This is a genomic window from Streptomyces sp. NPDC059785, assembly GCF_042732375.1.
GTDB lineage: Bacteria > Actinomycetota > Actinomycetes > Streptomycetales > Streptomycetaceae > Streptomyces.
In genome coordinates, this window is sequence record NZ_JBHWHV010000055.1 from 35,652 (window position 1) to 58,114 (window position 22,463).

At 70.2% G+C, this 22,463-nt stretch carries 21 protein-coding genes and 1 pseudogene; 7 read left to right on the forward strand and 15 right to left on the reverse strand.

Features of this window, described 5'->3' with window-relative positions:
• Nucleotides 1–353: 353 nt before the first annotated feature.
• A complete protein-coding gene (locus tag ACFV6E_RS32680) occupies nucleotides 354–1,274 on the forward strand; it encodes an SGNH/GDSL hydrolase family protein (protein ID WP_385466603.1) in 921 nt (306 codons plus the stop codon).
• A 148-nt stretch (nucleotides 1,275–1,422) separates the two neighbouring features.
• Entirely contained in the window at nucleotides 1,423–1,599 is a 177-nt protein-coding gene (locus ACFV6E_RS32685) for a hypothetical protein (RefSeq protein WP_385466606.1), read from the forward strand.
• A gap of 676 nt (nucleotides 1,600–2,275) precedes the next feature.
• Here ACFV6E_RS32685 and ACFV6E_RS32690 read toward each other — a convergent pair.
• The 7 genes from ACFV6E_RS32690 to ACFV6E_RS32720 all read right to left on the reverse strand — a co-directional run bounded on the left by ACFV6E_RS32690 (nucleotide 2,276) and on the right by ACFV6E_RS32720 (nucleotide 9,627).
• Nucleotides 2,276–3,217, reverse strand: coding sequence for a hypothetical protein (locus tag ACFV6E_RS32690; RefSeq protein WP_385466608.1), 942 nt, complete (start codon nucleotides 3,215–3,217; stop codon nucleotides 2,276–2,278).
• On the reverse strand, nucleotides 3,214–3,960 hold the full coding sequence (locus ACFV6E_RS32695; protein ID WP_385466611.1) for an antitoxin Xre-like helix-turn-helix domain-containing protein: 747 nt from the start codon (nucleotides 3,958–3,960) through the stop codon (nucleotides 3,214–3,216). The genes ACFV6E_RS32690 and ACFV6E_RS32695 overlap by 4 nt, the downstream gene beginning before the upstream one ends.
• Nucleotides 3,929–4,738 carry a TIGR04255 family protein gene (locus ACFV6E_RS32700; RefSeq protein ID WP_385466614.1) on the reverse strand — a complete coding sequence of 270 codons (810 nt, stop codon included), beginning with the start codon at nucleotides 4,736–4,738 and terminating at the stop codon, nucleotides 3,929–3,931. The genes ACFV6E_RS32695 and ACFV6E_RS32700 overlap by 32 nt, the downstream gene beginning before the upstream one ends.
• A 528-nt stretch (nucleotides 4,739–5,266) precedes the next feature.
• Entirely contained in the window at nucleotides 5,267–5,401 is a 135-nt protein-coding gene (locus ACFV6E_RS32705; RefSeq protein ID WP_385466617.1) for a hypothetical protein, read from the reverse strand.
• 658 nt (nucleotides 5,402–6,059) lie between these two features.
• Nucleotides 6,060–6,782: a helix-turn-helix domain containing protein gene (locus ACFV6E_RS32710; protein ID WP_385466620.1), complete on the reverse strand. Its 723-nt coding sequence runs from the start codon at nucleotides 6,780–6,782 to the stop codon at nucleotides 6,060–6,062.
• Complete coding sequence (locus tag ACFV6E_RS32715; protein ID WP_385466622.1) at nucleotides 6,782–9,001, reverse strand: hypothetical protein; 2,220 nt, start codon at nucleotides 8,999–9,001, stop codon at nucleotides 6,782–6,784. Before ACFV6E_RS32715 ends, ACFV6E_RS32710 begins: the two co-directional genes overlap by 1 nt.
• A gap of 29 nt (nucleotides 9,002–9,030) precedes the next feature.
• Complete coding sequence (locus ACFV6E_RS32720) at nucleotides 9,031–9,627, reverse strand: helix-turn-helix domain-containing protein (protein WP_385466625.1); 597 nt, start codon at nucleotides 9,625–9,627, stop codon at nucleotides 9,031–9,033.
• Between the two features lie 210 nt (nucleotides 9,628–9,837).
• Here ACFV6E_RS32720 and ACFV6E_RS32725 point away from each other — a divergent pair, with 210 nt between their 5' ends.
• The gene (locus tag ACFV6E_RS32725; protein WP_385466628.1) at nucleotides 9,838–10,173 is read left to right on the forward strand and encodes a hypothetical protein; all 336 of its coding nucleotides are present in this window, start codon (nucleotides 9,838–9,840) and stop codon (nucleotides 10,171–10,173) included.
• Nucleotides 10,174–10,497: 324 nt separating this feature from the next.
• Here the strand turns inward: ACFV6E_RS32725 and ACFV6E_RS32730 are convergent, their stop codons facing one another.
• From ACFV6E_RS32730 to ACFV6E_RS32740, 3 genes are all read right to left on the reverse strand, one after another.
• The gene (locus tag ACFV6E_RS32730) at nucleotides 10,498–11,973 is read right to left on the reverse strand and encodes a UvrD-helicase domain-containing protein (protein ID WP_385466666.1); all 1,476 of its coding nucleotides are present in this window, start codon (nucleotides 11,971–11,973) and stop codon (nucleotides 10,498–10,500) included.
• Nucleotides 11,970–12,785: a DUF6083 domain-containing protein gene (locus ACFV6E_RS32735; RefSeq protein ID WP_385466631.1), complete on the reverse strand. Its 816-nt coding sequence runs from the start codon at nucleotides 12,783–12,785 to the stop codon at nucleotides 11,970–11,972. Before ACFV6E_RS32735 ends, ACFV6E_RS32730 begins: the two co-directional genes overlap by 4 nt.
• 118 nt (nucleotides 12,786–12,903) lie before the next feature.
• Nucleotides 12,904–13,185: a hypothetical protein gene (locus tag ACFV6E_RS32740; RefSeq protein ID WP_385466633.1), complete on the reverse strand. Its 282-nt coding sequence runs from the start codon at nucleotides 13,183–13,185 to the stop codon at nucleotides 12,904–12,906.
• A gap of 243 nt (nucleotides 13,186–13,428) precedes the next feature.
• On the opposite strand from ACFV6E_RS32740, the gene ACFV6E_RS32745 reads away from it, so the two are divergent.
• Nucleotides 13,429–14,466, forward strand: coding sequence for a hypothetical protein (locus tag ACFV6E_RS32745; RefSeq protein WP_385466636.1), 1,038 nt, complete (start codon nucleotides 13,429–13,431; stop codon nucleotides 14,464–14,466).
• A 142-nt stretch (nucleotides 14,467–14,608) separates the two neighbouring features.
• On the opposite strand, the pseudogene ACFV6E_RS32750 reads toward ACFV6E_RS32745, so the two are convergent.
• Nucleotides 14,609–14,796, reverse strand: a pseudogene (locus ACFV6E_RS32750) (sigma factor); the annotation flags it as partial.
• Between the two features lie 520 nt (nucleotides 14,797–15,316).
• Here ACFV6E_RS32750 and ACFV6E_RS32755 point away from each other — a divergent pair.
• Nucleotides 15,317–16,213, forward strand: a complete 897-nt coding sequence (locus tag ACFV6E_RS32755) for a hypothetical protein (protein WP_385466639.1) — start codon at nucleotides 15,317–15,319, stop codon at nucleotides 16,211–16,213.
• Nucleotides 16,214–16,357: 144 nt separating this feature from the next.
• On the opposite strand, the gene ACFV6E_RS32760 is transcribed toward ACFV6E_RS32755, so the two are convergent.
• Both ACFV6E_RS32760 and ACFV6E_RS32765 read right to left on the reverse strand, forming a co-directional pair.
• On the reverse strand, nucleotides 16,358–16,501 hold the full coding sequence (locus ACFV6E_RS32760) for a hypothetical protein (RefSeq protein ID WP_385466641.1): 144 nt from the start codon (nucleotides 16,499–16,501) through the stop codon (nucleotides 16,358–16,360).
• Between the two features lie 398 nt (nucleotides 16,502–16,899).
• Nucleotides 16,900–17,337, reverse strand: coding sequence for a hypothetical protein (locus ACFV6E_RS32765; RefSeq protein ID WP_385466643.1), 438 nt, complete (start codon nucleotides 17,335–17,337; stop codon nucleotides 16,900–16,902).
• Between the two features lie 88 nt (nucleotides 17,338–17,425).
• On the opposite strand from ACFV6E_RS32765, the gene ACFV6E_RS32770 reads away from it, so the two are divergent.
• Nucleotides 17,426–18,217, forward strand: coding sequence for an IS5 family transposase (locus tag ACFV6E_RS32770; protein ID WP_385170106.1), 792 nt, complete (start codon nucleotides 17,426–17,428; stop codon nucleotides 18,215–18,217).
• Here the strand turns inward: ACFV6E_RS32770 and ACFV6E_RS32775 are convergent.
• Together ACFV6E_RS32775 and ACFV6E_RS32780 are read right to left on the reverse strand one after the other, a co-directional pair.
• The gene (locus tag ACFV6E_RS32775; RefSeq protein ID WP_385170104.1) at nucleotides 18,174–18,710 is read right to left on the reverse strand and encodes a hypothetical protein; all 537 of its coding nucleotides are present in this window, start codon (nucleotides 18,708–18,710) and stop codon (nucleotides 18,174–18,176) included. The two genes, ACFV6E_RS32770 and ACFV6E_RS32775, sit on opposite strands and share 44 nt — an antisense overlap.
• A 59-nt stretch (nucleotides 18,711–18,769) precedes the next feature.
• Nucleotides 18,770–20,815 (reverse strand): Helicase associated domain protein, encoded by a 2,046-nt coding sequence (locus ACFV6E_RS32780; protein WP_385466645.1) that lies wholly within the window; start codon nucleotides 20,813–20,815, stop codon nucleotides 18,770–18,772.
• A 211-nt stretch (nucleotides 20,816–21,026) separates the two neighbouring features.
• Between ACFV6E_RS32780 and ACFV6E_RS32785 the strand changes: the two genes are divergently transcribed.
• Nucleotides 21,027–22,082 carry a TniQ family protein gene (locus tag ACFV6E_RS32785; protein WP_385466647.1) on the forward strand — a complete coding sequence of 352 codons (1,056 nt, stop codon included), beginning with the start codon at nucleotides 21,027–21,029 and terminating at the stop codon, nucleotides 22,080–22,082.
• The last annotated feature ends 381 nt before the right edge of the window (nucleotides 22,083–22,463 follow it).

Here is a 22,463-nt window from a genome sequence, read left to right on the forward strand (position 1 = left end):
GCCCGGTTCCTCGGTGGGATGCGTCTGCGCCAGCCGGTGCTGTCACCGCGTGAGTTTGCCGGGTGGGCTGGTCGTGGCGGTGGGATGCGGGGCGGTTTTCGGCCCCCGCCCGCCGGACGCGCACGGGACGAACGCGCCACCGGTACGCCGCCTGCGAGGTCCGCTTCCGACGATGCACAGCGTGCAGATTCCCGCAGGGATGAGAGGAACGGCCTGCGGCCGGACTCTCCCCTGGGGCCGGGGGCGGCATGCGCGCCGGACGGCGACCCGGACAGTCCGCTGACCAGTCCGGACAGACGCGGACTGTCCGGGACAGGCGCGAGGCCTTGTGTCCTGTCACGGCCCTGCCAAACATGAGGCACCACTGGCAACTCGCCGGCAAAGGAAGGATCACCAGTGGTGAGAACAGCATTCGGCAGACGGACCGCCCTCGGCCTCATAAGCCTCTTCGGTCGGCGACTGTGGCATTACCCGCTCCCGCCTCGGCAACCGACGCAGGTGCCGAAGCCATCAAGTATGTTGCACTGGGCGACTCGGTGGCGGCCGGCATCGGGGCCGGTTCACCGTCCGCGAACTCATCGAGCTGCTTCCTCAACGGAGGAAACTCGGGCCCCAGGGTGCCCAACTCAAGCCTCTCCTACCCGAATCGTGTCGCGCAGTCGCTCGGCGCGACCCTGACCGACAAATCGTTCTGCGGCGCGTCCAGCACAGCGGTGCGCAGCCAGCAGGCGACGGCTGTCACCAAGTCCACCGACCTTGTGACCGTGCAGGCCGGCTCCAACGACTTCGGCTTCTCCACGCCTCTCACCTTCTGCTACCTCTGGAATCCGCCGCGGACCGGCGCCTGCAACAGCAGGATCAACGCAGTCACCGCGCGATACCGGCAGGAACTGCCCGGCAAGCTCGAGCGGCTCTTCGACAGGATCGACACCCGGAAGGCGAAGGGCACCCAGGTCGTCGTGGTGGGCTATCCGCACGTCGTGCAGGCCGAATCCACCTTCTGGTGCCTGGCGGACGGAGCCTGGCCGGACAGCACCCATCAAGCACTGCACCGCGCCGCCGACACCCTCAACACGGCGCTCGCCGCCAGGGCAAAGGCCCACGGCTACGACTTCGTCGATCCCCGAGCCTCATTCAACACCCATGAAAGCTGCGGCGACCCCGCCTGGGTCAACGGTATCCGCCCCCTGTCCAGGCAGGTCGAATCCTTCCACCCGAACGCCACCGGCCAGGAAGCACTCGCCTGGCTCGTCTGGCAGCACGTCAAGCCCTGACAGCCCGACAAGGGTCAGCCAGCCGCCCAGGGCAAGCACGTCGGCCTGCCCCGGGCGCTCTGCGCCTCCCAGCAACCGGAACGACACATCACCATCCGTCCACCCGCCCCGGCCGCACGGCCCCGTCCGGTACGTCAGCTACCAGTCCATGCCCGCCACCACCGGCATCGGCCTGGGCCAGATCGCCGCATTCGGCGTGGACGCCACCGCACTCGGCTACGCGATCACCGGCTCGGTGCGGGACTCGGCGATCAGTACTTCCGCACGGGTGGAGCAGCCGTCCCGGTCGGCATCCACCCAGTGCTTGAAGCTGCTGCACTCGTAGCCCGCGCGCGATTCGGTGGCGAGCGGCAGCCGGGCGACGGCGGCGTGCAGGCTCAGTGGCTGGGATTGCGGCGCAGCGTGCGCCGAGGGGATCACGGCAAGCGGGCAGGCGAGGATGGCTACGGCCGTAAGGCTTCGCACAGCGGTCTGGAACATGCACCGTTCAAGCGGTTGGCGGACGGTGGACGCTGCGGTTGGTGCGCCGGTCACCCGGCCGAGTGGATCAGTCATACCGCAGGAGCGATACGGCACGGCCGTATCAGCGGGTGGTCCGAACGGGGGCGGCCAAGTGGCTGCGGCGGCGGGCCGGAGGGAAAAGGGCCTTGCGCGCGAGGCGTCCGGCGCCGGAGACGATCGGGGTGCCCACGTTGGCGCTGGCTCCCTCGGCCGTCCGCGGTCGGGTTCTGCGCCCTGGGCCGGGGCGGGGTGCTGCCGCGTCCGACGGCTGCTCGTCCGAGCCGATCGGGCCGCGGAGGCCGTGAGGTCTGGTGGTGTAACAAGCCGACCGCCAGCAGGTTGCCTACCGCATCCGGGGGTTGCGCTCCGGCTGTTCACCGGCCGGCTCCGCAAGATCTGCGGCGTCGAACTCGCGTCGACGTGCACGGTGGACGGGTTGAGCGGGGGATGTGAGACTCACGATTGGTCAAGGGGCGTTGCCCCTGTTCCGATTGTGGTGTTCAGTAGTATGTCTCATGTCCCAGCCCCGTCACGACCACTTCTACCAGGCCTTCGTATTCAGCGACTGACATGTCGGCCAGGGAGGTAAAGGCCACGGGCTGCAGGCGGATGCCGTGTCTGCGGAGCTTCTTCTCCGTTCTGCTGCGCCAGTTCCGCCAGTGGAGTTTGTCCGTCGGGCTCAGGGCGGTGTCCTGGAAGACGACAACCTGGACCCACTCCGGGGCGAGACGGTCACCTTGGAAGCGCAGGGCAATACGCTTGACGTCGGCGAATCGCGCCAGTCCGCCGCGGAGGACCTTAGGTCTGCTGCGTACCGCTTCCCGCTCGTCCTCCTTGATCCATCGGTCGAGTTCGGCGACGACGTGGGTGTGCACCACATCTGCCAGTGCCGGCCGCATGACGCGCTTGCCCAGGCGCCGGGCGAAGCGGAGGCGGTCTGCCTCGGATGCGAACCCGTCGATCGGCTGGCGGTCGTGCAGGACGCCCTTTTCGACGGGGAAGAAGACGCGCAGGTCGACGACCCAGCAGCCGACGGGTCTGGGTTGCTTCGTCAGATACACGAAGTCTCCGTATCGGCCTGCGCGGATCATGTTGGCCGCGCCGTTGTCTATGTTGGGGCCGATGTTGAAGACGGGAGCGACCTGAATGAAAGGGTTCCTGGATGTCCCGGCCTCTGCTATGTCACAAGTGGCCGATGTAATCACTGCGTACGGGTAACGCTTCGTTTTGGGCAGGGATATCACCTGCAGGCCGGCGATGTCGCTGCCGGCCCGTTGCATAGCGTCCGCGACTTTCTTGGTCGCTTTGGTCACGGGCGCGTTGAGGCTGCCCGCATAGAACAGAGGGATATTGCGGATCAAGTGACCTTGATGGAACTGATCCAAGGACTGGTCGATGCCCTCGGACCATGCGTCCTTGTCGATCAGTGTTTCCAGATTCACTCTGGCGGCTCCGCAACATCATCGGGGTCGATCTCCAGGTCGTCCGTCTCGTGCGGATCGACGGACAGCCTGAGGTCCTCTTCCACCCCAGTGGTCTCGATCGGGAAGAGAGGAGCGGACGTCTTCGTGGCGTCGGGTGCGGAAGCCTGCATCATGAGGGTGTCGAACTTCCCCTCTCTCAGGTCCTTCTTCCTGGTCTTGTCTTCGGCCAGCCAGTGCTGAAGACCGCTGATGCCCTTGGTCTCCGTCAGGTCCTGGACGAGGGCGTACAGTTCCCAGAGTCGACCGATGCTGGCGGAGCGCAGATGCTCGACGCTGCCCTTGCGCCAGTTCTGGAAAGTCCGCTTGCTGACACCGGCGGCCTGCAACACCTCTTGCTGGGTGAAGCCCAGCAGGTCCTGCAACTCCGCAACAGCCCTGAGTACCACCTGTACCGACCGAGATCTGTTGCGGGTGGTGCCCAGCCATCCCATTCCGGTCGAGCGCAGCGGGGAAGGCTGGAGTTCCTGGGACAGCGCGATCATGACGGCGTCCAGAGGCCAGAAAGTACGCGAGTACAGGGGCAGCGAAGGACCCCCGACAGCGCTGAGCCGCGCCTCGAACGCGATCAGGGTATCCCGCAGAACCGGATCGACGATCCGGGAGATCTCCACATCGGTACGCCGGGATTCGAGGGCGGGTTCGTGCTCCGCCTGCGAACGCCACACTTTTTTACCGCGTGCGGGAGGGGACGCCAAAGACATCAGTTCTCCCCCGTAGAACTTCGAGATACTGCCCAGTCAATGACTGCTGGAACACGGACACGGCCATCAGCTGTAGTCCGTCCACTACCGAGAGTACCCGCCCGGGCGTGAAATTACCGCCGTTCGCGTCGGAGATGTCAACGTCGAGCAGGTAGCTGAAGGAATTCGACACGGCACCGTCCTTGAATGCACCGTGTCTGATCACTCCGGTGACGCCGCCCTCCCAAGCCAGGTCCAGCTGCTGCTGACTTCCGGCAAGAGCCGGCCCGAGGACGGGGTGGAGCGCCGCGCCCAAGAACTCATCCGAAACCTTGCCGCGCCAGTGGTCGGCCCTCCGTGCTTCGGGATCGACGAGGCGGTTGATGTAGCGCAGGCCGATTCGCTGAACTGCGGGAGGCTCCAACACCTCGTGCACCGTGGTGATGACAGCGTCGAGGGTAGGACGCAGCGCGTGATGCCAGGAACTGTAGCCGTTGGCCTGGATGTTGACGACGGCGGGAAAGACGGACACGGTCACCGGAGGGTCCTCCCGCCCAATCAGGGTCCATCCTCTTGCCTCGTCCGCGAGCATCTCGCCTGGCTCGAGCGCCAGCTTCAGGTTGCGGCGAAAGGCGGATTCGAACCGGCCCGCGGTCCAGCCACGCGCCGCGACGGCTTCTTTGAACTCCAGCATCTGAGCGGCACCAAGCGGCTCGGCGCCGGGCGGGAGCAGCAGCTCGAAAACCACCAGTTCGATCGGCGAGCGTTTGAGATGTCCTAGATCCGGGTCCGGGAGCATCGGCCTTCTGTCTCTGCAGTGGATGACAGGTGACGTCATGTTCCCCCCGTGAAAATCGTGAGCCCGTAGTGGCACTTTAAAGGCACTTACGCACCGCGGCGAGGTCACCGAGAGCAATTTAGTGCATCCGTTGTAGTAATCGTCTGGATGCTCAACGTGTCCTCATGTGCAGCGCAGGTCATCCACGTAACCCCCGGCGCACCTGTCGTCTGCAGCACCCTGCACCGATGGGCTGGGCGGGCGTGGCGGTAATAGCTGCAGGCTGGACGACGTTCTCGCGGTTCGACGCCGACGACCGCGAGCCCAGCGGCATCGCGCTGGCACTGGCCGCCGCATGCCTTCCGTGCCTACCCAGAGGCACACTCTGTCTGCGTGGCTTGGGATCAGAAGCTCGTCGCAGCAGACCGGGTTCACCAGCGCACCCGCCCGCCTATAGCGTGTGCGCCCCGGCGGGAAGAGCCGTGGCCTGCGCCCCCCGGACAGCTGGCAGCAACAGGTAACAGCAACGCAGCAGGCACCGGGTGCCGTTCAGCCGCGCCATGAACCGTTTGCCGAGTCCGGCGGGCGGACGGCTGCCGGAGACCGCGCCGCGGCCGCGAACTGGTCCTCGGCCAGCGCCAGCTGGCGTATCTGCCCGGCCCAGTCCGGCTTGGTCACCTGCATCTCAGCCACTGTCCGGCGGTTCGCCCTCGCCGTGGCATGGTGCAGCACACCTCAGCTACGACGCCTGGTACCGAATGCCGAGCCGAGCGTAGGCGATGTCGCAATCGGCCAGCTCCGGCTCGTAGTCCACGCTGGGCGTCGGGTCCCTTCGCCCTCCTTCCTCTGGAGATGTACTTCGGCGACCGCGTGCATGGGCGACATCTGCGGGCCCGTTCGGGGCCCCGAGAGCCTCAGTGATCTCCGGCGGGACCATGTCGACCAGCGTCAGCGTCATGACCCGCTGCTGTCGCCCGGGGCAAAGCGGCAACCGCGGAGCTCTCGCTCAACGGGCTTTCGACTGCGGCGGGTTCATCGTCGGCCGTACCGCCGATGAACTCTCGATCGGGCAGTCCCACTGCCTGTTGCCCGCACAGCTTGCGGGCCTCGGCCCCGCAGCCGTCCGTACTCAAGCCGGCAGCTTTCGCACCTGCCGCAGCACAAAAGACGAGTCATCGCCTCGGCTGTGGTCTCCCGGCGATCCCGGTGCGTGCGGTCCACTGCCGTCACGGAGGGCACGTAGGTGGCGCCGGTTGCGGCGGTCTCCACCTCGGGCAAGGCAGCCTGGACAGCTCAAGAGACTGCCACGGCGGGCCAGTTCCTCTCCTGGGTGCGTCGGGCGTCATCGGGGGCGCCAGGTGCGGATCTCGAGGTGGATGATGTGGGCGTCCGGGCGGATGCGTCCGGTCTCGACGAGCCATTGGTGGACGGCGGCGGTGACGTCGCCGCCCGCGGCGTCGACGCGGCGGGCGAAGCCGGCGGCGTCGTGGCCGCCGGTCTGCGCGGAGCCGTAGGAACGTTCCTCGGTGTGGTCGGCGCGCTGGACGACGTCGCGGCGGATGCCGGGCGAGTCGGTGCGGCTGCCGGAGGGGTGCAGGTAGCCGGTCCTGGCCAGGCGGACGGTGAAGGCCAGGCGCAGCCTCTGGCGGGCGGCTTCGGCGACGAGGGGGCGCAGGCGGGCGGAGCCGGAGGCGATGGCCTGGGCGGCGACGCGGCCGGTGCCGGTGCCGGTGGGGGTGATCAGGACGGCTTTGCTGCGCACCCGGGCGCGGGTGCCGGAGGCGGTGGTGCGGCGGGTGGTGTGGCGGGCGGCGAGGGCGGTGAGTTCGGGCAGGTCGGTGATGCCGCCGGTCTCGACGGCGGTGAGGACGTGGCGCAGGGCGGGGACGAAGGCGGCGCCTTTGTTCTTCGTGTAGAACTGGGAGACGAGGGAGGGGTCGCGGTTGAGGATGCGGGCGATGTCGCGTTTGGTGTAGCCGGCCTGCTGGAGCCGGTCGGCCAGCCGGGCGGCCTCGTTCAGCCCGCTCGAGGCCGGGGAATGGTTGCGGCGGGGGCGGGGCGGCATCAGGCCTCCTGCCCGGCGGTGGTGAGGGCGGCGCGTCCGGCGTCGCGCAGGGTGAGGAGTTCGTCCTCGGTGGTGGGTGCGGTGAGCGGGCCGGTGAGGTGGCCGCGCAGGAGGTAGTCGCCGGGCTGATGGTGGTGGGGCCAGTTGTGGGGCTGGGTGAGGTAGAGGGCGTCGGTGCGGAAGGCGATCACGGTGCCGGGCGGGGTGTGCAGGGCGCCGGCGTAGGTGCCTTCGTCGCGGTGGCGTTGGGTGAGCAGGGCGGCGCGGGCGGACGACCAGATCGCGGCGGCCCATTCGGGGTGGGCGTTGGGGTCGCGGGCGAAGCCGGTGGGCTTCTGCCAGGTGATCTGCTGGTCGTCGAAGCCGATGATTTCGGCGTCCGTTGGGACGTCCCGCTCGGCGGTGCGGGGGGTGGTGCCGGTGACCATGCGGGGGCGCTGGGCGAAGGAGCCGATGCCGTACAGCAGGATGGAGCGCACCGCGCGGGAGGCGAGGTGGGCGGCGCGGGCCTGGGCCGGGTCGCCCTGGAAGTGGGCCTGTGCGGAGAGGTTGGCCCAGGTGTCTTTGAGTTTCTTGGCCCAGTCGTCCAGCGGTTTGCCGTCCTCCCACAGAATGCCGTCGAGGATCTCGATCTTCCACGGCGTCAGGGGGTTGGTCAGGGCGGTGTGGATTTCGGGGCCGCCGGCCCAGGTGGTGAAGGTGGTGCCGGGTTGGGCGGGGTAGTGCCAGGCGCGGTCGCCGGGGGCGGGGGCCGGCAGCAGGCCGACGTGGTTCCAGGTGTCGGGGACGGTGACGCGCACGTGCCAGTGCCCGCACCCGTACAGGGCGCGCATCTGCTCCTTCTCCGACCAGGCGGCGAATGTCTGGGCGGTGATGCGGCGGGGGGTGCCGACCGGGGACTTCCAGGTGTGCTTGGCGTAGGCGAAGGTGCGGTCGTATTCGACGAGTCGGGGCAGCTGCTCGGGAACGCGGGGCGGGACGACGAGTTCGTTGCGGCCCTGCCCGGCGGTGGCATGGAGCAGGCCGCGCAGCTCCTCCGACAGCACGGGGAAGCCGTCGACGTGCTGGCCGCGGACGGGGATGGTGCGGGTCCACAGGTCGCGGCCGGTCTGCGAGGGCGAGCCCATGACGACGGCATCCGGCCAGTGGCGGCGCAGGGCCTGCCACAACAGCACGAACGCGTCCCGGATCACGGTGGGGTCGTCGCCGTCGGTGTCGAACCACTCCCCCACCGACCGGATCTCCACATGCTGGTCGCCGCTCTCGCGCTGGTAGCGGCCGACGGGGTTGCGGGCGTGCACGAAGTGCCCGGCCATCCGGTCCCGGCCGCGGCCGGTGTCGGTGCGCCAGCCCGGGGTCGGGGCGTTCAGCCAGGCGGCGACCGCGTCGCGCAGATAGGGGTAGCGGTCGGCGTCCCGGTGCCAGGGGTCGCCGCCGGTGATGTAGATCCGCTCCACGCCCTCGGGCACGGTGTGGAAGACCGCGGTGAGAATCTCGGCGGCCGAGGCGGCGCCGAGGTCGAGGCGATGGGTCTGCTGGCGGTGCACCAACACGCCGGTTCCGGCGTCCAGGAAGACCGTGCTGCGGGCCTGCTGGGTGAAGTTCGGCCGCCGGGAGGCGAGACCGGTGCTGTGGGTGAGCCAGGCGTCGCCCGCGTCGCCTTCAGGAAGAGAGGGCAGGCTGCGCGGCGCCTCGGAGGCCGGGGGCGTCTGCGGGGCCGCGGAACCGGCTGGTGCGGCGGGCTGGGAACGGGTGCCGCCTGTCATGGTGGTGCCGGGTGTGTCCGGCCGCGGTGCGGGCAGCGAGGTGTCCGCCGCGGGCGCCGTCCCCCCGGAGGCCGCCGGCTGCGAGGGGGCGTCAGCCGCGGCAGCGGGCCGGTGGGCGGCCGGGGCGGCGGTCTGCGGCTCTGCGATCTCCTCTTGTGGCGCCTCCTCGCCAGCCTCCGGGGACGGCTCGGGGGGTGCCGGAAGGGCGGGGGCGTTATCGGCGGCGGCGAGGCTGTCGGGGGCGAGGGCCGGGGCCAGGGCGACGACATCGGCGACGCTCAGGCCCGCTGCCGGGGCGATCCGGTCCGCTCTGGCCTTCTCGTGCACGGCGAGGCGGGTGATCCGCCTGTCACGGTCGGCTTCCAGTTTCGCCAACTGCGCCCGGGCCTTCTTGATCTGGTCACGCACGGTGCGCAGATCCGCCAGCGCAGCGTTGTAGCGGTGTGCGTCCATCGGGAGGGTTCCTGTTCCGGGCCGGGGCGTCAGCGGGTGGTGTGGGTCGGGACGTAGGCGATCGCGCCGCCCGAGTGGGAGGCGAGGCGGGTGCCCAGCAGCAGATCGGCGAGCCGGCGGTCGCTGTCGGTGCGGGAGGTGAGCGCGGTCCGGGCGGCGGCCAGGTCGGTGACGTAACCGGCCAGGCGGGCTTCGGGGAAGGCATGGCGGCCCTCGGCGTTCTTCTGCCACACTTCCAGGCCGGTCAGCACGGCCACGACGTAGCCCGACAGGGTCACTGGCAGCACGCCTGCGGCCGCGACGCTTGCGGCGTCGCAACGCCACCAGCCGCGCAGCGCCTTGAGGAGGTCCTCGGGGGTGAGGGAGGTGGAGAAGCCGATCCAGTCGCGGTCGGTCTCCTCCACCCGCCGGGCCACATCGACCCGCAGCACGGCGGTCTCCCAAGCCTCCAGTTGGTCCAGCGGCGCGCGGTGACGCGTTCGCAGCGCGTGAACCGTGTCGAGGGGGACCATGACCCGCACCCCGCGGCGCGGCAGACCTGGCAGCAGCCCGGCGCGCACGAGGCGGCGGAACGTGGTGATCGCGCAGCCGAGTTCCTCCGCGGCCTGCCCGGTGGTCAGCAGCATCTTCCCTTACATCCAAACTCTGATATCTGATCAGGGATGTAACGTAGCGCGGGAGGTGAATTCGCGTCAATCCGGGAACGCCGCAGGTGCGGGACAGCAGCCGGATGCCGCGTCGTCGGCCGGTCCGGACCTTGTCCGGCCTGGCGCCGACCTGCGCGAGGGCTCGCGGGAGTTCGCGTCCCGCCAGTGGCTGTGGGTGGTGGTAGCTCCGTGCACAGCCGCGTCGCCGCCTGCAACGCGGCCGTCACAGTCCTGGGCCCGCGGGCCGCCGAGGAACACCTGGGCCGAGCCCGCTCCTGGTCGGTCATCGTGGCCGCGCAGACACTGGGCGCCACGACGGGGGCCGGCCCCGCCGTACGGGTACAAGCGGACCGCCCGATCCGGATCGCCGTACTCGCCACGTACCCCGCAGCCCGGCCCTCGCTGTTCCAGGGTGTCGCCGCCCTGGGCTGGCTGATCGCCGCTGCGACGTTCTGCGCGGGTTCGGCGGGCGGCATCTTCACCGTGCTGTGGGCCAGCACCCTGCAGCGCGAGGTCCCCGAATAGATACTGTCCCGTGTCAGCTCCTGCGACCTGTCCGGATCGCTCACCTTCGCCCCGCTCGTCCTGCTGGCGGCCGGGCCGGTGGTGCAGGAGGTCGGTTCGGGTACGGCCCTGGCCGGCTGCGTTCGCGTCGTCGTCCTCGCCGCGGCCGCTGCTCTGTGGTCGTCCCGGGTCTGCAGGTTGCGCTGGGCGGTTGCGCTGTCCGCGTCACCGGAGGCTGCCGACCGCCAGACCGGCGAGGAGATCCCGAGTTGACACCCGTGCCGGAAGGACTACGCGGGTGCATCGGCCGTGGCGCTGCGGCGGAATCGCGGCCTTGCTGTCGGATCACGGGGGCCAGGCGGACTGGTCTCCTTGCGGGTGGTCGTGGATCCAGGACAGGCCGCCGAGGTCGAGCCGGCGGCGGGCGCGGGTGACTGCGACGTAGGCCAGGCGGGCCTCCGCATCGTCGACGGGGCGCGGCAGGGGGCGGCCGTTGGCGTCCTGCTGGTCGCTGTCGCCGGGCGGGGTGAAGTCGTCGGCGATGCTGACCCGGGCCCATTCCCGGCCCTTGGCCTTGTGGACGGTGGAGACGGTGACCTCGGCCTGGTTCTCGGGGGCGAGGCTGGCGACGGCGGCCAGGATGGCGTCGGTTCCGTGGGTGTCGACGAGGTCGACCAGCGGCTGCAGGTCGCGGCCGGCCGGGTCGTGGGCGGCGTAGTCCTGCAGGCCTGTCCAGGAGGGGAACAGCACCAGCTCGGGGTGGGCGGTGCGGCGGCCTTCCTTGAGGTCCCGGGCAGCCAGGGCCAGGCTGCGCACGCTGTCTCCTCCCCCGACCAGGCCGACGCGGTAGCCGGCGGCCAGCCAGTTCATCACCTCGGTCATGGCGCCCACGTTGGTGCGGCACAGGACAGCGTCGGGCTGCAGGACAGGGCCGATCTCGGTGGGCACCGCGGGGGTGCCGGTCAGCCGGATCGGGGCCTCGGCGATGGCCAGCCAGCGGTTGGCTTCCCGGGCCAGCGGCGGGCCGAATCGGAAGGACCGGGACAGGGTGAGCCGGGTGCCGTCGAAGCCGGTCATGATGTCTCTGGCGCCGCGCCAGTGGTAGATGGCCTGGGCGGAGTCGCCGACCATCACCAGCTGGGCGTGCCCGCGCTGGGCGAGGAAGACCTGTTCGACGACCGGGTTGGTGTCCTGGGCCTCGTCGAGCAGCAGGAAGTCGGCATCGATCTTCGGGTCGGTCAGGGCCCAGATCTTCAGGTAGTGGTCGTGGTCGAAGCGGACCACGCCCTCGTCGGGGTGCTGCAGGTCGTCCCAGGCCCGCGCGGCGAACGGCACGATGTACTCGGCGAGTTCGCCGTGGAAGCCGTCATCTTCCAGGCCGCGCAGGCGCGGGACATGACCGTCGGTGATCTGCGGGTCGGCGGACTGGCAGAAGCGGATCACGGTGCGCAGCATGGCGTAGGAGAGGATCCGGGGCGACAGGTCGCGGTCGCCGAGGCGCAGCGGGCTGGTGATGCCCAGAGCGTGGCCGGTCTGCCAGGCCGGGCGGCGGGGGGCGTTCAGGCGCTGGGTGTAGTGGTGGCCGACGGCGGCGTAGGCGAGAGCGTGCGCGGTCTTGCACTGGACGCTGCGGGGGAAGCGGGCGCGCGCGTCCTGGGCGATGGCCCGGTTGTAGGCGAGGTAGCGGCCGCGGAGTCTGGTGGTGTCGGCGAGCAGGGACAAGGTGGTGGTCTTGCCGGTGCCGGCGCCCGCCTGGAGGGCAAGGTGGTCCCCGGCGCGGAAGGCGTCGGCCGCGGCGGTCTGTTCTTCGGTCGCGTTCAGCACGGGCCGGCTCCCGGCGTGCGGGCCAGGTCGCGTCCCCCGGCCGCCCGGAGGCGACCGTAAGGGGCGCGGGTGAGCTTCTGCCGCACGACCGGGCCGCTCCGGCCGGCCGCGTCAGCGACGTACCGGGCCGCAGCACGGTGCGCGGCCAGCTGCACGACGTTGTCCGGGCTTCGTCCCATCCGGCCGGCGGTGCGGCGGACAGCCATGGCCGGCGGCAGGACGGGTTTGAGGAGGTTCTGCCTGTGCGCCTGCGGGCGGTGCGGGGCGGTCTGGTGCGTGGGCCGCAGCGTGCCTGGGTGGCGGGGTCCGCGGGGACGGATGCGGTCCGTGTGCCGGCGGGGCGCGGCGGGGCTCCCGGTCAGGCAACGGGTCAGCAGGGTCTGCACCGGCGGGCGGACCGGTTGCGGGAGGGTGGCGGGCGGGGTGAGGACACCGGTGTCGATCAGGTGGCGGGTGCGTAGGGCGAGTCGGCGGCGTTCCGCCTTCCGGTACGGGCCGGTACGGCCGGTGGGATCGCGGTGGGGGCGGAGCACGGCGTGCGGGACCCAGGCCCAGGGGGTGCCGTCACCGTGCGGGCGGGCAGTGCTGCCCTGCGGGTGCCGGTGGCAGGAGCGCGGCACGCGGACGGTGGCCAGGTCGACGGGGTGCTGCGCGATGGGCCGCAGGTCGGGGCGCAGAGGGAGGGCACCGCGGTGACCGTATCGGCGGCACCAGCCGCTGCGACCGGCGTGCGGCCAGGGCGGGAGGCCCGGCGGACGGGGCACCGGCCCGGTGCGGGGACGGTCGGCAGGGACGGAGTGGAGGTGCATGGCGAGGACCGTGCCAGGTGGCCTGCCATAGACACGACGCGGCCGGGAGACACTCCCCCGGGCGGCCCAGCGGTGCCGAACGCATGGTCGAGCTGTCGCTCGGGAGTTCTGGGTCTGCTCACCGTTCCGGGTGATTTGCGTGCGGTATCCGGCTGCCTGATGAGCCCGGCCGGGCGAGGGTACGGCTGCGGGTGTTCCGGGCAGGGTGTGGTCGTCGCAGAGCGCGGCGAGCATCTGCTTGAGGGATGGACGCGAAGGCGTGGTCGAGGGCGTGCCGGGTGGTGATGTTGCCGGTGGTGAGGCCGTGTTCGAGGTCGATGAGGGTGTGCTGGGCCAGGCCGCTGTACTGGGCGAGTTCGTCGAGGGTCCGGCCGCGCTCGTTCCCCAGCCGTGCCGGCACTACACGCGGCGAGGCCGAGGCAGGGGTCGGGCGGCGAGATCGTCGCCTCGCCATCCGACGGTGCAGGCCCGTGCCCTGTCGGCGCAGAGATCTGCGTTATCGGTGCAGGTGCGCACGGCCGGCGGCGGCGCTGCGCAGTTACGGATCTCTGCACTACGGTGCGGCCGACTCCCGCGTCCGCGCACCCGGGATCACGATCTGCCCACGGCCGGCCCGGATCAGACCAGGAGGAAGAACAAGCCGATGCGGCTTGCCAGCACACATGCCACGGTGCCGCGCATCTGGACAGTGCAGCTGCGCCCGCAGGCGGGTGGGCCGGTCCTGGCCTGTCCGCGCTGCGCGCCCGGCCCCGCTCTGCCGGCCGCCTCCGCCCGTTCCGCAGCCCTCACTCATCTGGCCCGCCACGCTTTTACCGATGCACTCCCCGGCCACCTGCGCACCTGCCAGTGCCGGGCGCGTGGCTGCCACTGGCACCCTCGCCACCGCGGCTGCTCCGGCCCCGTCCTGCTCGCCCTCACCCGCGACTCCAGCGGCCGCATCTGGCGGCTGGCCGATGCCTGCACCGCCTGCGCGGCGGCGATGGACCACACCGCCCTCGTGCCCTGCACCCTGCTGGGCCCCGGACCCGCCCAGGCGGCCCCCGGCACGCCGGACTACGTGCGCCGGGCCGTCCGATTCGGTCCGGCGGAGCAGCAGCGTGTGCGCGAGATGCTCACCTACCTCGCTGCGGCTCTGCCCCGCTTCTCTTCCCCCGCCGCCCGCCTGCTCGCCTTGCAGTGCGCGCTGCGCACCGACAGCCGGGGACAGATCCGCATGCCCCACGGCTTTCTGCGGGGCATGCGGCTGCACGGCCACACAGAAGTGTGGTCCGAGCTGGAACACGCCGGCTGGCTGCACCGGCCCGCTCCCCGGCACCCGGCCATCCGGGCACAACTGCTCGATGCCGCCGTCCTCCACCAAGCCTCCGGACGCACCGCGCGTATCCGCGCCGCCCAATGGGCGCTGTGCCCCGTCCCGCTGGTTGCACCGCTCGCCCTGCCAACCGCCCTGCGGCTGACCGCACTCGCCCTGGCGGCCCATAGCACCGCCGCAGCGGGCGGCAGCGACCTCGACACCCTCACCCGCCAGTGCGGGCAGCCACCTCAGCCGCTGAAGGACCTACTCGACCAGCTGATCCGCACCCGGCTCCTGACCGCCTGGCACCACAACCACGACAGCGACGAGATCCGGTGGGAACTGCCCGCGAACTCCGCGCCCAGCGGCACCCCACGGTCAAGTTGACCTCCTTGCTTCCTGTGCCCGACTGCCGCAGCCACAGTGAAGACCCGGTGAGCGCTCTGCGTCGGGGTGCCGCAACGCCGTCAGCGCAAGGCTGGCGCGCGTGCTGCGGTTTCTTCGAATCGTTCGAGTCGCCGGACAGACAGTCGGCGACCAGACGACGGACGATGGTGACCGGCCAGGCGCCGAAGTCGCGTTCCTGCTGGGTGAACGTGCCGATTAGGCGGAGGGCTCGCAGAGGTCTCGCTGGTCAGGCGCTCGGCGGTCGCCCCGCCTTGCGATGCGGTGGTGAGTGTAGCGGTACACGGTGTCGCTGTACGGGTCGTCAAGGCGTCTCAAGGGAGCTGGCCCGGCCGGCTTTGCCCCGGCTGGGACATCTGATGCCGGCGTGCGCCGGTGCCGGTCCTGGTGACGCTTTCCGCAGACCGGGTACTGGAGCATCCGCAGCGAAGGCCGTCGCACGGCGGCGGAGACGGGCTGGCTGTACCTCGTGGGAATGCCGTCCTACCGGGACCGCAGAAAACAAGAGACGTACATGATTCGGTCACAGCCTCTTCGTTGTCAGTGGGACTCCGTATGCTCGCGTCCTGTCCACATGACGTGAGGAATGTTTCGACTCAACAGAGGCAACGTGGCAAAGATCGATCCCATTGCCCGTGCGGCAGAGATGTCCGCTCGCGGCCTAATTCTGAAAGCTCCGTACCCTGGTGCGGACAAACCCTGGCCGGCGATCTGCAAGACGTGTAGGAACCCCACGAAATCCAGTTACAGCAGCGTTGTCACCAAGGGGCAAGGCCCTTGCTTCACGTGCGGGCAACGCAGGAGTTCCGCGGCGGCCGCCCTCAAACGAGCCGTGCCAGCCGATGTCGCAGAGGCAAAGATCCGTGAGGCAAATGTCGAGCCGCTGGAGGACTTCCCCGGCACGCGCAGCACTTGGCGGTGCCTTTGCCTTGTCTGCTTACACGAGATCGACGTGTGGTACTCCAGCGTCGTCTACGCCGGCAACGGAGCCTGCGACTACTGCTCCGGCAGCCGGCAGATACCCGATGCCGATGCCCGCGCCGAACTCCTCACCCTCGGCCTCGAAGCCCTCGTTCCCTACCCGAGCTCGAACACGGAGTGGCGCAGCCGCTGCACCGCGTGCAAGAAGATCGTCGACCCGACCTTGGGTAATGCTCGCAAGACGAAGTTCCCCTGTCGGTACTGCGCGCGGCGCGCTACGCATCCCGGTGTAGCCGTTGAGATTATGAAGGAGGCTGGTCTGAAACCGCTCGCCCCCTTTCCCGGGAGCGTCAAAGCCGTCTGGAAGGCGCAACACATCGCCTGCGGCAAGCAGGTCGACGCCGTGCTCGACAAGGTCATCCAGCGCCGTCGGGCTTCCTGCATCCACTGTGCCCGGTATGGCTTCAAAGTAGATCTGCCCGCCTTCCTGTACTTGATGGTCCACATCGTGTTGGGTGCCGCAAAGGTCGGCATCTGCAACGAAGGCAGTGGACGGATTCGAGATCACGAGCGCAACGGCTGGAAGCAGGTTCTGAGCAGTCCGTTGCCCGGTGATCATGCCCTGCGAGCCGAGCAGCACGTCTTGGACCGGTGGCTCCTGCTCGGCCTCCCCCAGGGAGTCACCCGCCTCGACATGCCGCAGGGCGGCTGGACAGAGACCGTCGCCCTCTGCGACCGCACCTTGCCGAAGCTTCGCAAGGACTTTCACACGGCGATCGACGCCACCTTCGAGGGCGGCCTCGGTTAGCTGGCCGAAGACTGCAGCAGCGATGAAGATTCGCGCTACCTGTTCTGACCGGCACTCGGCTACGTCACCCGACCCCGGCGTCGCCGCATCAAGGCCGCTATCCCTGGCAGAGCACGGCCGTAGCGGATCGGCGCACTGCTGTGGTCAGCGGGGAGCACGCAGCCGGGTGAGGAACTGACCGATGAGGACGTCGAGATCCATTTCGGTGCTGGATTCCTGGAACAGGATGCGTTCGACATGGACGATGCCGCTGTTACGCGAGTTCCGTGGGACGTCCGTGACGATCATCGCTTGACCTCGCCGGCGCCTCGGCGGCCCCGGGCGCAGTGGGGCTGTCCGCTGCCCGGCGTGCCTCCGGGGACAATGCCTTCGGTACCGGAGGCGGCGCCTGCGGGCGTCTGCTGCGTGGAGCGGGTCATTCCTTAACGGGGGCCTCCCGCTCGGCGGCGCCTCGCCGGCCGCGAGATGAGGGCGACGCCCACAGCACTCGCTGCCTGGGCCGAACTGTTCACCAGCCCCCTGGGGGCCGCCGGCGGGGTTTTGTCTTCGCGGGTGAGGCTGATGGCGGTGACGCGTCGGGGGCATCTGTGCGTCGGCCGGACAGGCGGCGTCGCAATGGGGGCGTCGGCCGTCGCCCAGCGCAGCGAGACGGGGCAGGATGACGAGTTGCCCTCAGACAACTGGTGTCAGTAATAGAACTCCAGGAAGTCGATGCGCTCCAGATTCACGCTCTCCCGTGTGTGCGCGGGTCTGTCACGGTGGAAGTAACACGTGCTGAGGGCGTCGTTGAGGATGGCGCGCAGTTCTGTCTCCGCAGCGCCGTGGCGCTGGGCGGTGAACAGGCGTTCTGGGTAGGGCTCGTTCAGGCTGAGGGTTAAAAAGCGCAGGCGGGGGTCGTCACTTGATCCGGCGGCTGCGGTAAAGCCCAGCCAGGCGCGGAAGCTGAGTGGCTGTTGTCGTTTCGATCTTGAGGGGTGCGCGTCGAACGGGAGTCTCGATCGGGTGATCGCTACTGGTCGCGGGCATGAAGGCAGGGCCTCTTGGTAGCTCGGGGTTGCGAAGCCGACCGAGATCCAGGAGACCCTGTTGCCGCAGTTGTACGTGCTCGCGCCGGTGGAGTTCAACTCGGCGTCTCCGTCGTGTGATTGTGTCGCCCACCGGTTCGGAAACGCGGCCGATCACCCGGAACGTGTTCGGCGGTATCCGTCCGACATGACGGACGCGGAGTGGGCCGTGGTCCGGCCGCTGCTGCCGGTGCCGGCCTGGCTGCGCGGCCGGGGCGGGCAGCCGGAGGCATACTGCCACCGCGCGATGTTGGACGCGATCCGCTACCTCGTGGACAACGGAATCAAGTGGCGGGGTATGCCGGTCGACTTCCCGCCGTGGGACCGGGTGTATGCATTCTTCCGCCGCTGGCGCGACCATGGCCTGGTCAGGGAGTTGCACGACCGGCTGCGCGGACAGGTCCGCGCAGGGCAGGGCCGCGACGTGGCACCGACGGCCGGTGTGATCGACTCGCAGTCGGTCAAGGCGGACGCCGTCGTCGGGACGGACAGCCGGGGCTTCGACGGCGGCAAACTCATCAACGGCCGCAAGCGGCACGTCGTGGTCGACACGCTCGGCCTGCTGCTGGGCGTGATGGTCACCGCCGCGGACACCGGCGACCGCACCGCCGCCCACGTGCTGCTCGGGCAGGTCGCCGACGCGCACCACCGGCTGGAACTCGTCTGGGCCGACGGCGGCTATACCGGCGGCCTCGTCGCGCACTGCCTGGCCACGTTCGCCCTGGTCCTGGCGATCGTGAAACGCAGCGACGACATGCGCGGCTTCGTGGTGCTGCCCAAGCGGTGGATCGTCGAGCGGTTCTTCGCCCACCTGATGCGAAGCCGCCGTCTGGTGCGCGACTTCGAACGCCGCACCGCCAGCGCCGAGGCGATGGTCTACTGGTCCATGACCCTGCTCATGACGCGCCGTCTTGCCCGGCCGCACCGTGGGCGAGGGTGAACCGGCCCGGCTGCGGCTCGGCCAGCCAGCCCCGCGCGACCAGGCGTTTCGCCTTCGACCGCAGTGCCTCCACCCTGGCCGGCACCGCGTCCAGGCCGAACGTCACGGCCAACTCCTGGCAGGTCAGCGGTCCTTGACGGAGCCGGTGCCGGTCCGCGAGCGCGGTGAGGATGCGCTGGTAGTCCACCGACAGCACCGACCAGGCCAGCCCCTCACGCCACACCGGCACCTGCGACTTCGCCTTCGCCGCCCGCCCGGGCGCCGACCGTGTGTCCCCGGCCTGCGGGCCGGGGACAGCCTCTTGACCAGCAATGGTGTCCTTGTCCGGAGCCAGAACGGTGCCCACCCGCCTGCGGGCGATCGCCCACTCCTGCCATTCCTCCTCGGCCGCGGCCAGTTCGGCCTGGAGGCGATCGGCTTCCTCACGCAACCCGTCGACCCGACGGCGAGCGGCGAGTTCGTGCTGTTCCAGCAGTCCGACGACCGACGGCATCCGCAACCTCCCGGGGAGCGACGACACGACACGTCACCACTGCCGCTGAATCGCCGACTCTATTCCTGACCAGCGAAAACGACGCCCTCAGCTTCGGAACGACAACAGCCACTGAGCTGCCGATTGATCCACTGGCCCAGGGGGACACCGTCGGCAGTCTTGTAGGCGTTGGGGACGAATCCGGTGCCGTACGCCTCGACATGCGCCTTGGCGTAGGCGTAGTAGCGGCGCCACATGACGGTGAAGCCAGGGGGCGGGTTCCACCAGGGGTCGATGGCGTCGAGGGCCTGTACGTAGTCGGGTGCAAGGCGGCCGTCTTTGGCTTTTCTGCGGCATTCGGCGAGCCAGCGGCCGACGGGGTGTCCGCCGTGGGTGACGTCCTGCGGGGCGCCGAGGTGGCCGTTCACGTCGGCCCAGGCACGGGCGTGGCCGAGCATGCGGGTGAAGTCGTCGCCCGAGGCGGTCCACGGCACGCTCAGGGCATCGAGGGCGGCGTGCTGGGCGGCGTCGAGGCGGCCCGCGGTGTGCCGCAGGCGCTGATGGCCGATCCACTCCCCCAGGGCGAAGCCGGTGTCGTCGCGGTAGCCAGCGGGCACGTCGAGGTGTCCGAACTCCTTTCGGTAGCGGGTGGCGCTGGCGTGGGCCTCGTCCCAGTCGCCGGTGGGCGGCAGGGTGATCTCCAAGCCCAGGGCGAGGGCGATCTCCAGGGCACGTTCGGGCAGGTGGTAGTGGACGGCGCGGGCGGGCTGGGTGGCGTGGCCGCTGGAGTGCGGCATGGCTACGCGGTCGAGGAAGGTGTCGTCGTGGGCGCGCAGGGCCTGCAGGATGTTCCACAGTCCGGCGAACTCGGTGGTGCGCAGCGCGTCAGCGGCGCTGGCGGCGCCGGGAAGGTAGACGGGCAGGACGAGGGTGGCCTTCTTGCCCTGGCCGGGCTGCTGGCGCAGGGCGCGGCCGATGGCCTGGATGGCGTCGATGACGCTCTTGCGGGCGGCGGCAAAGACGACGGCATCGATGGCGGGGATGTCGACGCCTTCGCCCAGGACGCGGACGTTGCTGAGGACGGCGCGCCGGGGGGTGTCGGCGAAGTCCTCCATGCGCAGGCGCCGACGGGCGGGAGTTTGCCGACTGTCGACGGCCTGGGACCACAGGTCGGGGATGTTCAGGGCGTCGGCAGCCTCGGCGGCGGTGCCGGGCAGGGCGGCGGCGAAGGCGTGGGCGGCGTCGATGCGGTTGTGGAAGACCAGAACGCGGCGCAGGTCGTGGTCGGCGACGGCGCGCAGGACGGCGACGTGGAGGGCGGCCGTGCGCAGTCCGTTGTGGTGGGCGGTGTCGGCCGGGTTGGCGGTGAGGATCTCGTGCAAATCCTCGTCGGTGACGATGGGCATGACGACGCGGTAGTCGGCGAGGATGCCGCGTTCGATGGCGTCGGACAGGCTCAGGCGGTAGACGACCGGGCCGAAGATGTCGCGGCGGTCCATGGTGGCGTCCGGCATCGCCTCGAACAGCGCGGACAGCGGGCCGGGCAGGGCCGGGGTGTTGAAGATGCGGGGGGTGGCCGTCATGTAGAGGCGTACTTTGGCGGGCAGAGCGTTGTCGCTGTGGATGATGCCCCAGCCGCGTCCGGCCTTCTTGCAGGTGCGGTGCGCCTCGTCGATGACCACCAGGTCCCAGGCCGCGAGGGCGTGGCTCTCGTGGAGACGGCAGATCAGCGGCAGCGAGGCGTAGGTGACGAACACGGTGACCGGGCCGCGCGCCTCGTGGAGGACGTCGGCGATGGTGTCGCCGTCGTCGGTCATGGTCGCTTCCCGGGTGCTCAGGCCACTGCGGTGCTGGGTCAGGGAGGACACCCCGAGCATCGGGCCGGCGCGTCCTGCCTGCCGCCAGCGCTGGACGGTCTGGGTGAGCAGGGCCAGGGTCGGCACGGCCACCAGCACTGCCCCCTGCGGGGCGAGGCGGTGGGCGGTGACCGCCGCAGTGAGGGTCTTGCCCGTGCCGCAGGCGGACACCACCGTGACCCGCTGCTCTCCCGCGGCGACGGCGTCGACGACTGCTTCGACCGCTTCTGTCTGGTGAGGCCGCAGAGCGAGCGGACTGGAGGGGCGCATGCCATTCCTTGATGCGACTGGTGTGTACGTCGTGCTGCACTGTAGGCGTACGGTCTGACAGCCGGGCGGGCAGGTCCCGCCCGGCCCGACAGGGCCGTATCGGGCCGGGCTGGCGTGCCGCGGGCAGTGCGCAACGGGAGGACCGGACGTGGGCAGGGCAGCAGGAAGCGGTCGGGGCCGGGGTACGGCGAAGCGGCGGCAGATGCGGCGGGTGTCCGCTCCGCTGCCCCGGCAGCCGCGGCTGATTGCGGGTGAGTCCACGGGTTCCTTCGTCACCCGGCTGGCGACGCTGAACAGTCTGCCCGTCGGCGACCTGATGGAGCGGGTCGGGGACGGGGGGCGGCCCATGCCGGTGCAGTCCACCGAGGTCTATCTCAACCCGGCGGCTCTCGAGCGTCTGGCCGCGCTGAGCGGGCAAGGTGTGGAGCTCCTGCAGCGGGCGCTACCGCATCTGCAGGACCACCATCTGCTGGACGGCTCGGAGCAGCCCGTCTGGCACTGGCCGCAGTGGCAGCCCAGAGGGCCGTTGTTCCTGGTGCGCGCCTGCGATCTGTGCGCGGCGGCCCGGCGCCGGCCGTCCGAGGTGTATCTGGTGTCGGTCACGCGCTGGCGGGTGTGCGCCCGCCATCACCGCTGGCTGGACAATCTGCGCGAGGCAGGCACGACCTGGTTGTCGCTGGCCGGCCTGCCCGAGGTGGTTCACGCCCATCGGCAGCGGCTGTTGCTGGAGCGGCGGCTCGGCCCGGGAGGACGGGCCCTGTTCGCAGACGCCCTGCACCTGGCCGCGTTCTGGTGGAACATCCCCGCCCTGTCACCTCCCGTGTGGGCGGCCCGCCGGAACCTGCTTCTTGGGCCGGTCGGCAGCGATCTGCGCATCGCGCCCCTGGTCGGCTACCCGGAGACCGTGCACCTCGCCGGGCTGCTGGCGGGCCGGGAGCGGCGGCGGATGCGGGGCACGTGGAGCGCCGACACCGAGAGGGAGTGGATCGGCCGGCTGGGTAGCCTGCTGGAGGGCTGGGGGATGCCGGCCGCGCCGGCCCTGCTTCTGGTCGGCCGGTGGATGGAGCAGCACAGCGGTGTGCCGCTCGCCACGGATATGGTGCGCCCGGCCCAGGGGCGGTGGCGGCGGCTGCCCGCGCCTGTTCCGCACACCGCGTCCCCGGCCGAGACACACCTGGAACAGTTGACGTGTCTGCCGTGGCGGTTCGGTGACGAGCCGCAGATGCCGGACGCCAGTCAGGTGTGGTCGGTGGCCGGACAGGCTTGACTACGCTGTGCTCACCTCGGGTGAAAACGGCGTCTGGGGACGGTGGATGGTGCGAACCGCTGACAGCGGCCTGGGACAGTGATGGCCATGTGGTCCGTGAGGGCGGACTTTTGGCCATGCGAGGACCGCAGGTTGGCCCATGCCTCCATGGGGCATGTCATGAGCCACAGCTTGGCCATCCAGACCATGACTGCTGGCTCGGCAGCAAAGAGGCCACCTGCCACGGGGGCGTGACGGTGTTGCCGGCCGGGGGTGAGGCGGCGACAGTTGGTGTCACTTTCGAGGTCGCCTGCGCCGCCCGACGCGCCATCCCCGGTGTGGAGGAACGCACGCTCCTGTGACAGGGGGCGGCAGGGCGGCGCGAAGCACCGACCACGCGTC

Coding starts and splice junctions, on each gene's coding strand:
- ACFV6E_RS32710 (WP_385466620.1), bottom strand. CDS start 6,782: ATGCCGCCCCGCCCCCGCCGCAACCATTCCCCGGCCTCGAGCGGGCTG.
- ACFV6E_RS32780 (WP_385466645.1), bottom strand. CDS start 20,815: ATGCGCCCCTCCAGTCCGCTCGCTCTGCGGCCTCACCAGACAGAAGCG.
- ACFV6E_RS32695 (WP_385466611.1), bottom strand. CDS start 3,960: ATGTCTTTGGCGTCCCCTCCCGCACGCGGTAAAAAAGTGTGGCGTTCG.
- ACFV6E_RS32770 (WP_385170106.1), top strand. CDS start 17,426: ATGACGGACGCGGAGTGGGCCGTGGTCCGGCCGCTGCTGCCGGTGCCG.
- ACFV6E_RS32715 (WP_385466622.1), bottom strand. CDS start 9,001: ATGGACGCACACCGCTACAACGCTGCGCTGGCGGATCTGCGCACCGTG.
- ACFV6E_RS32700 (WP_385466614.1), bottom strand. CDS start 4,738: ATGCTCCCGGACCCGGATCTAGGACATCTCAAACGCTCGCCGATCGAA.
- ACFV6E_RS32720 (WP_385466625.1), bottom strand. CDS start 9,627: ATGCTGCTGACCACCGGGCAGGCCGCGGAGGAACTCGGCTGCGCGATC.
- ACFV6E_RS32745 (WP_385466636.1), top strand. CDS start 13,429: ATGCGGCTTGCCAGCACACATGCCACGGTGCCGCGCATCTGGACAGTG.
- ACFV6E_RS32705 (WP_385466617.1), bottom strand. CDS start 5,401: ATGCAGGTGACCAAGCCGGACTGGGCCGGGCAGATACGCCAGCTGGCG.
- ACFV6E_RS32760 (WP_385466641.1), bottom strand. CDS start 16,501: ATGATCGTCACGGACGTCCCACGGAACTCGCGTAACAGCGGCATCGTC.
- ACFV6E_RS32685 (WP_385466606.1), top strand. CDS start 1,423: ATGCCCGCCACCACCGGCATCGGCCTGGGCCAGATCGCCGCATTCGGC.
- ACFV6E_RS32775 (WP_385170104.1), bottom strand. CDS start 18,710: ATGCCGTCGGTCGTCGGACTGCTGGAACAGCACGAACTCGCCGCTCGC.
- ACFV6E_RS32680 (WP_385466603.1), top strand. CDS start 354: ATGAGGCACCACTGGCAACTCGCCGGCAAAGGAAGGATCACCAGTGGT.
- ACFV6E_RS32735 (WP_385466631.1), bottom strand. CDS start 12,785: ATGCACCTCCACTCCGTCCCTGCCGACCGTCCCCGCACCGGGCCGGTG.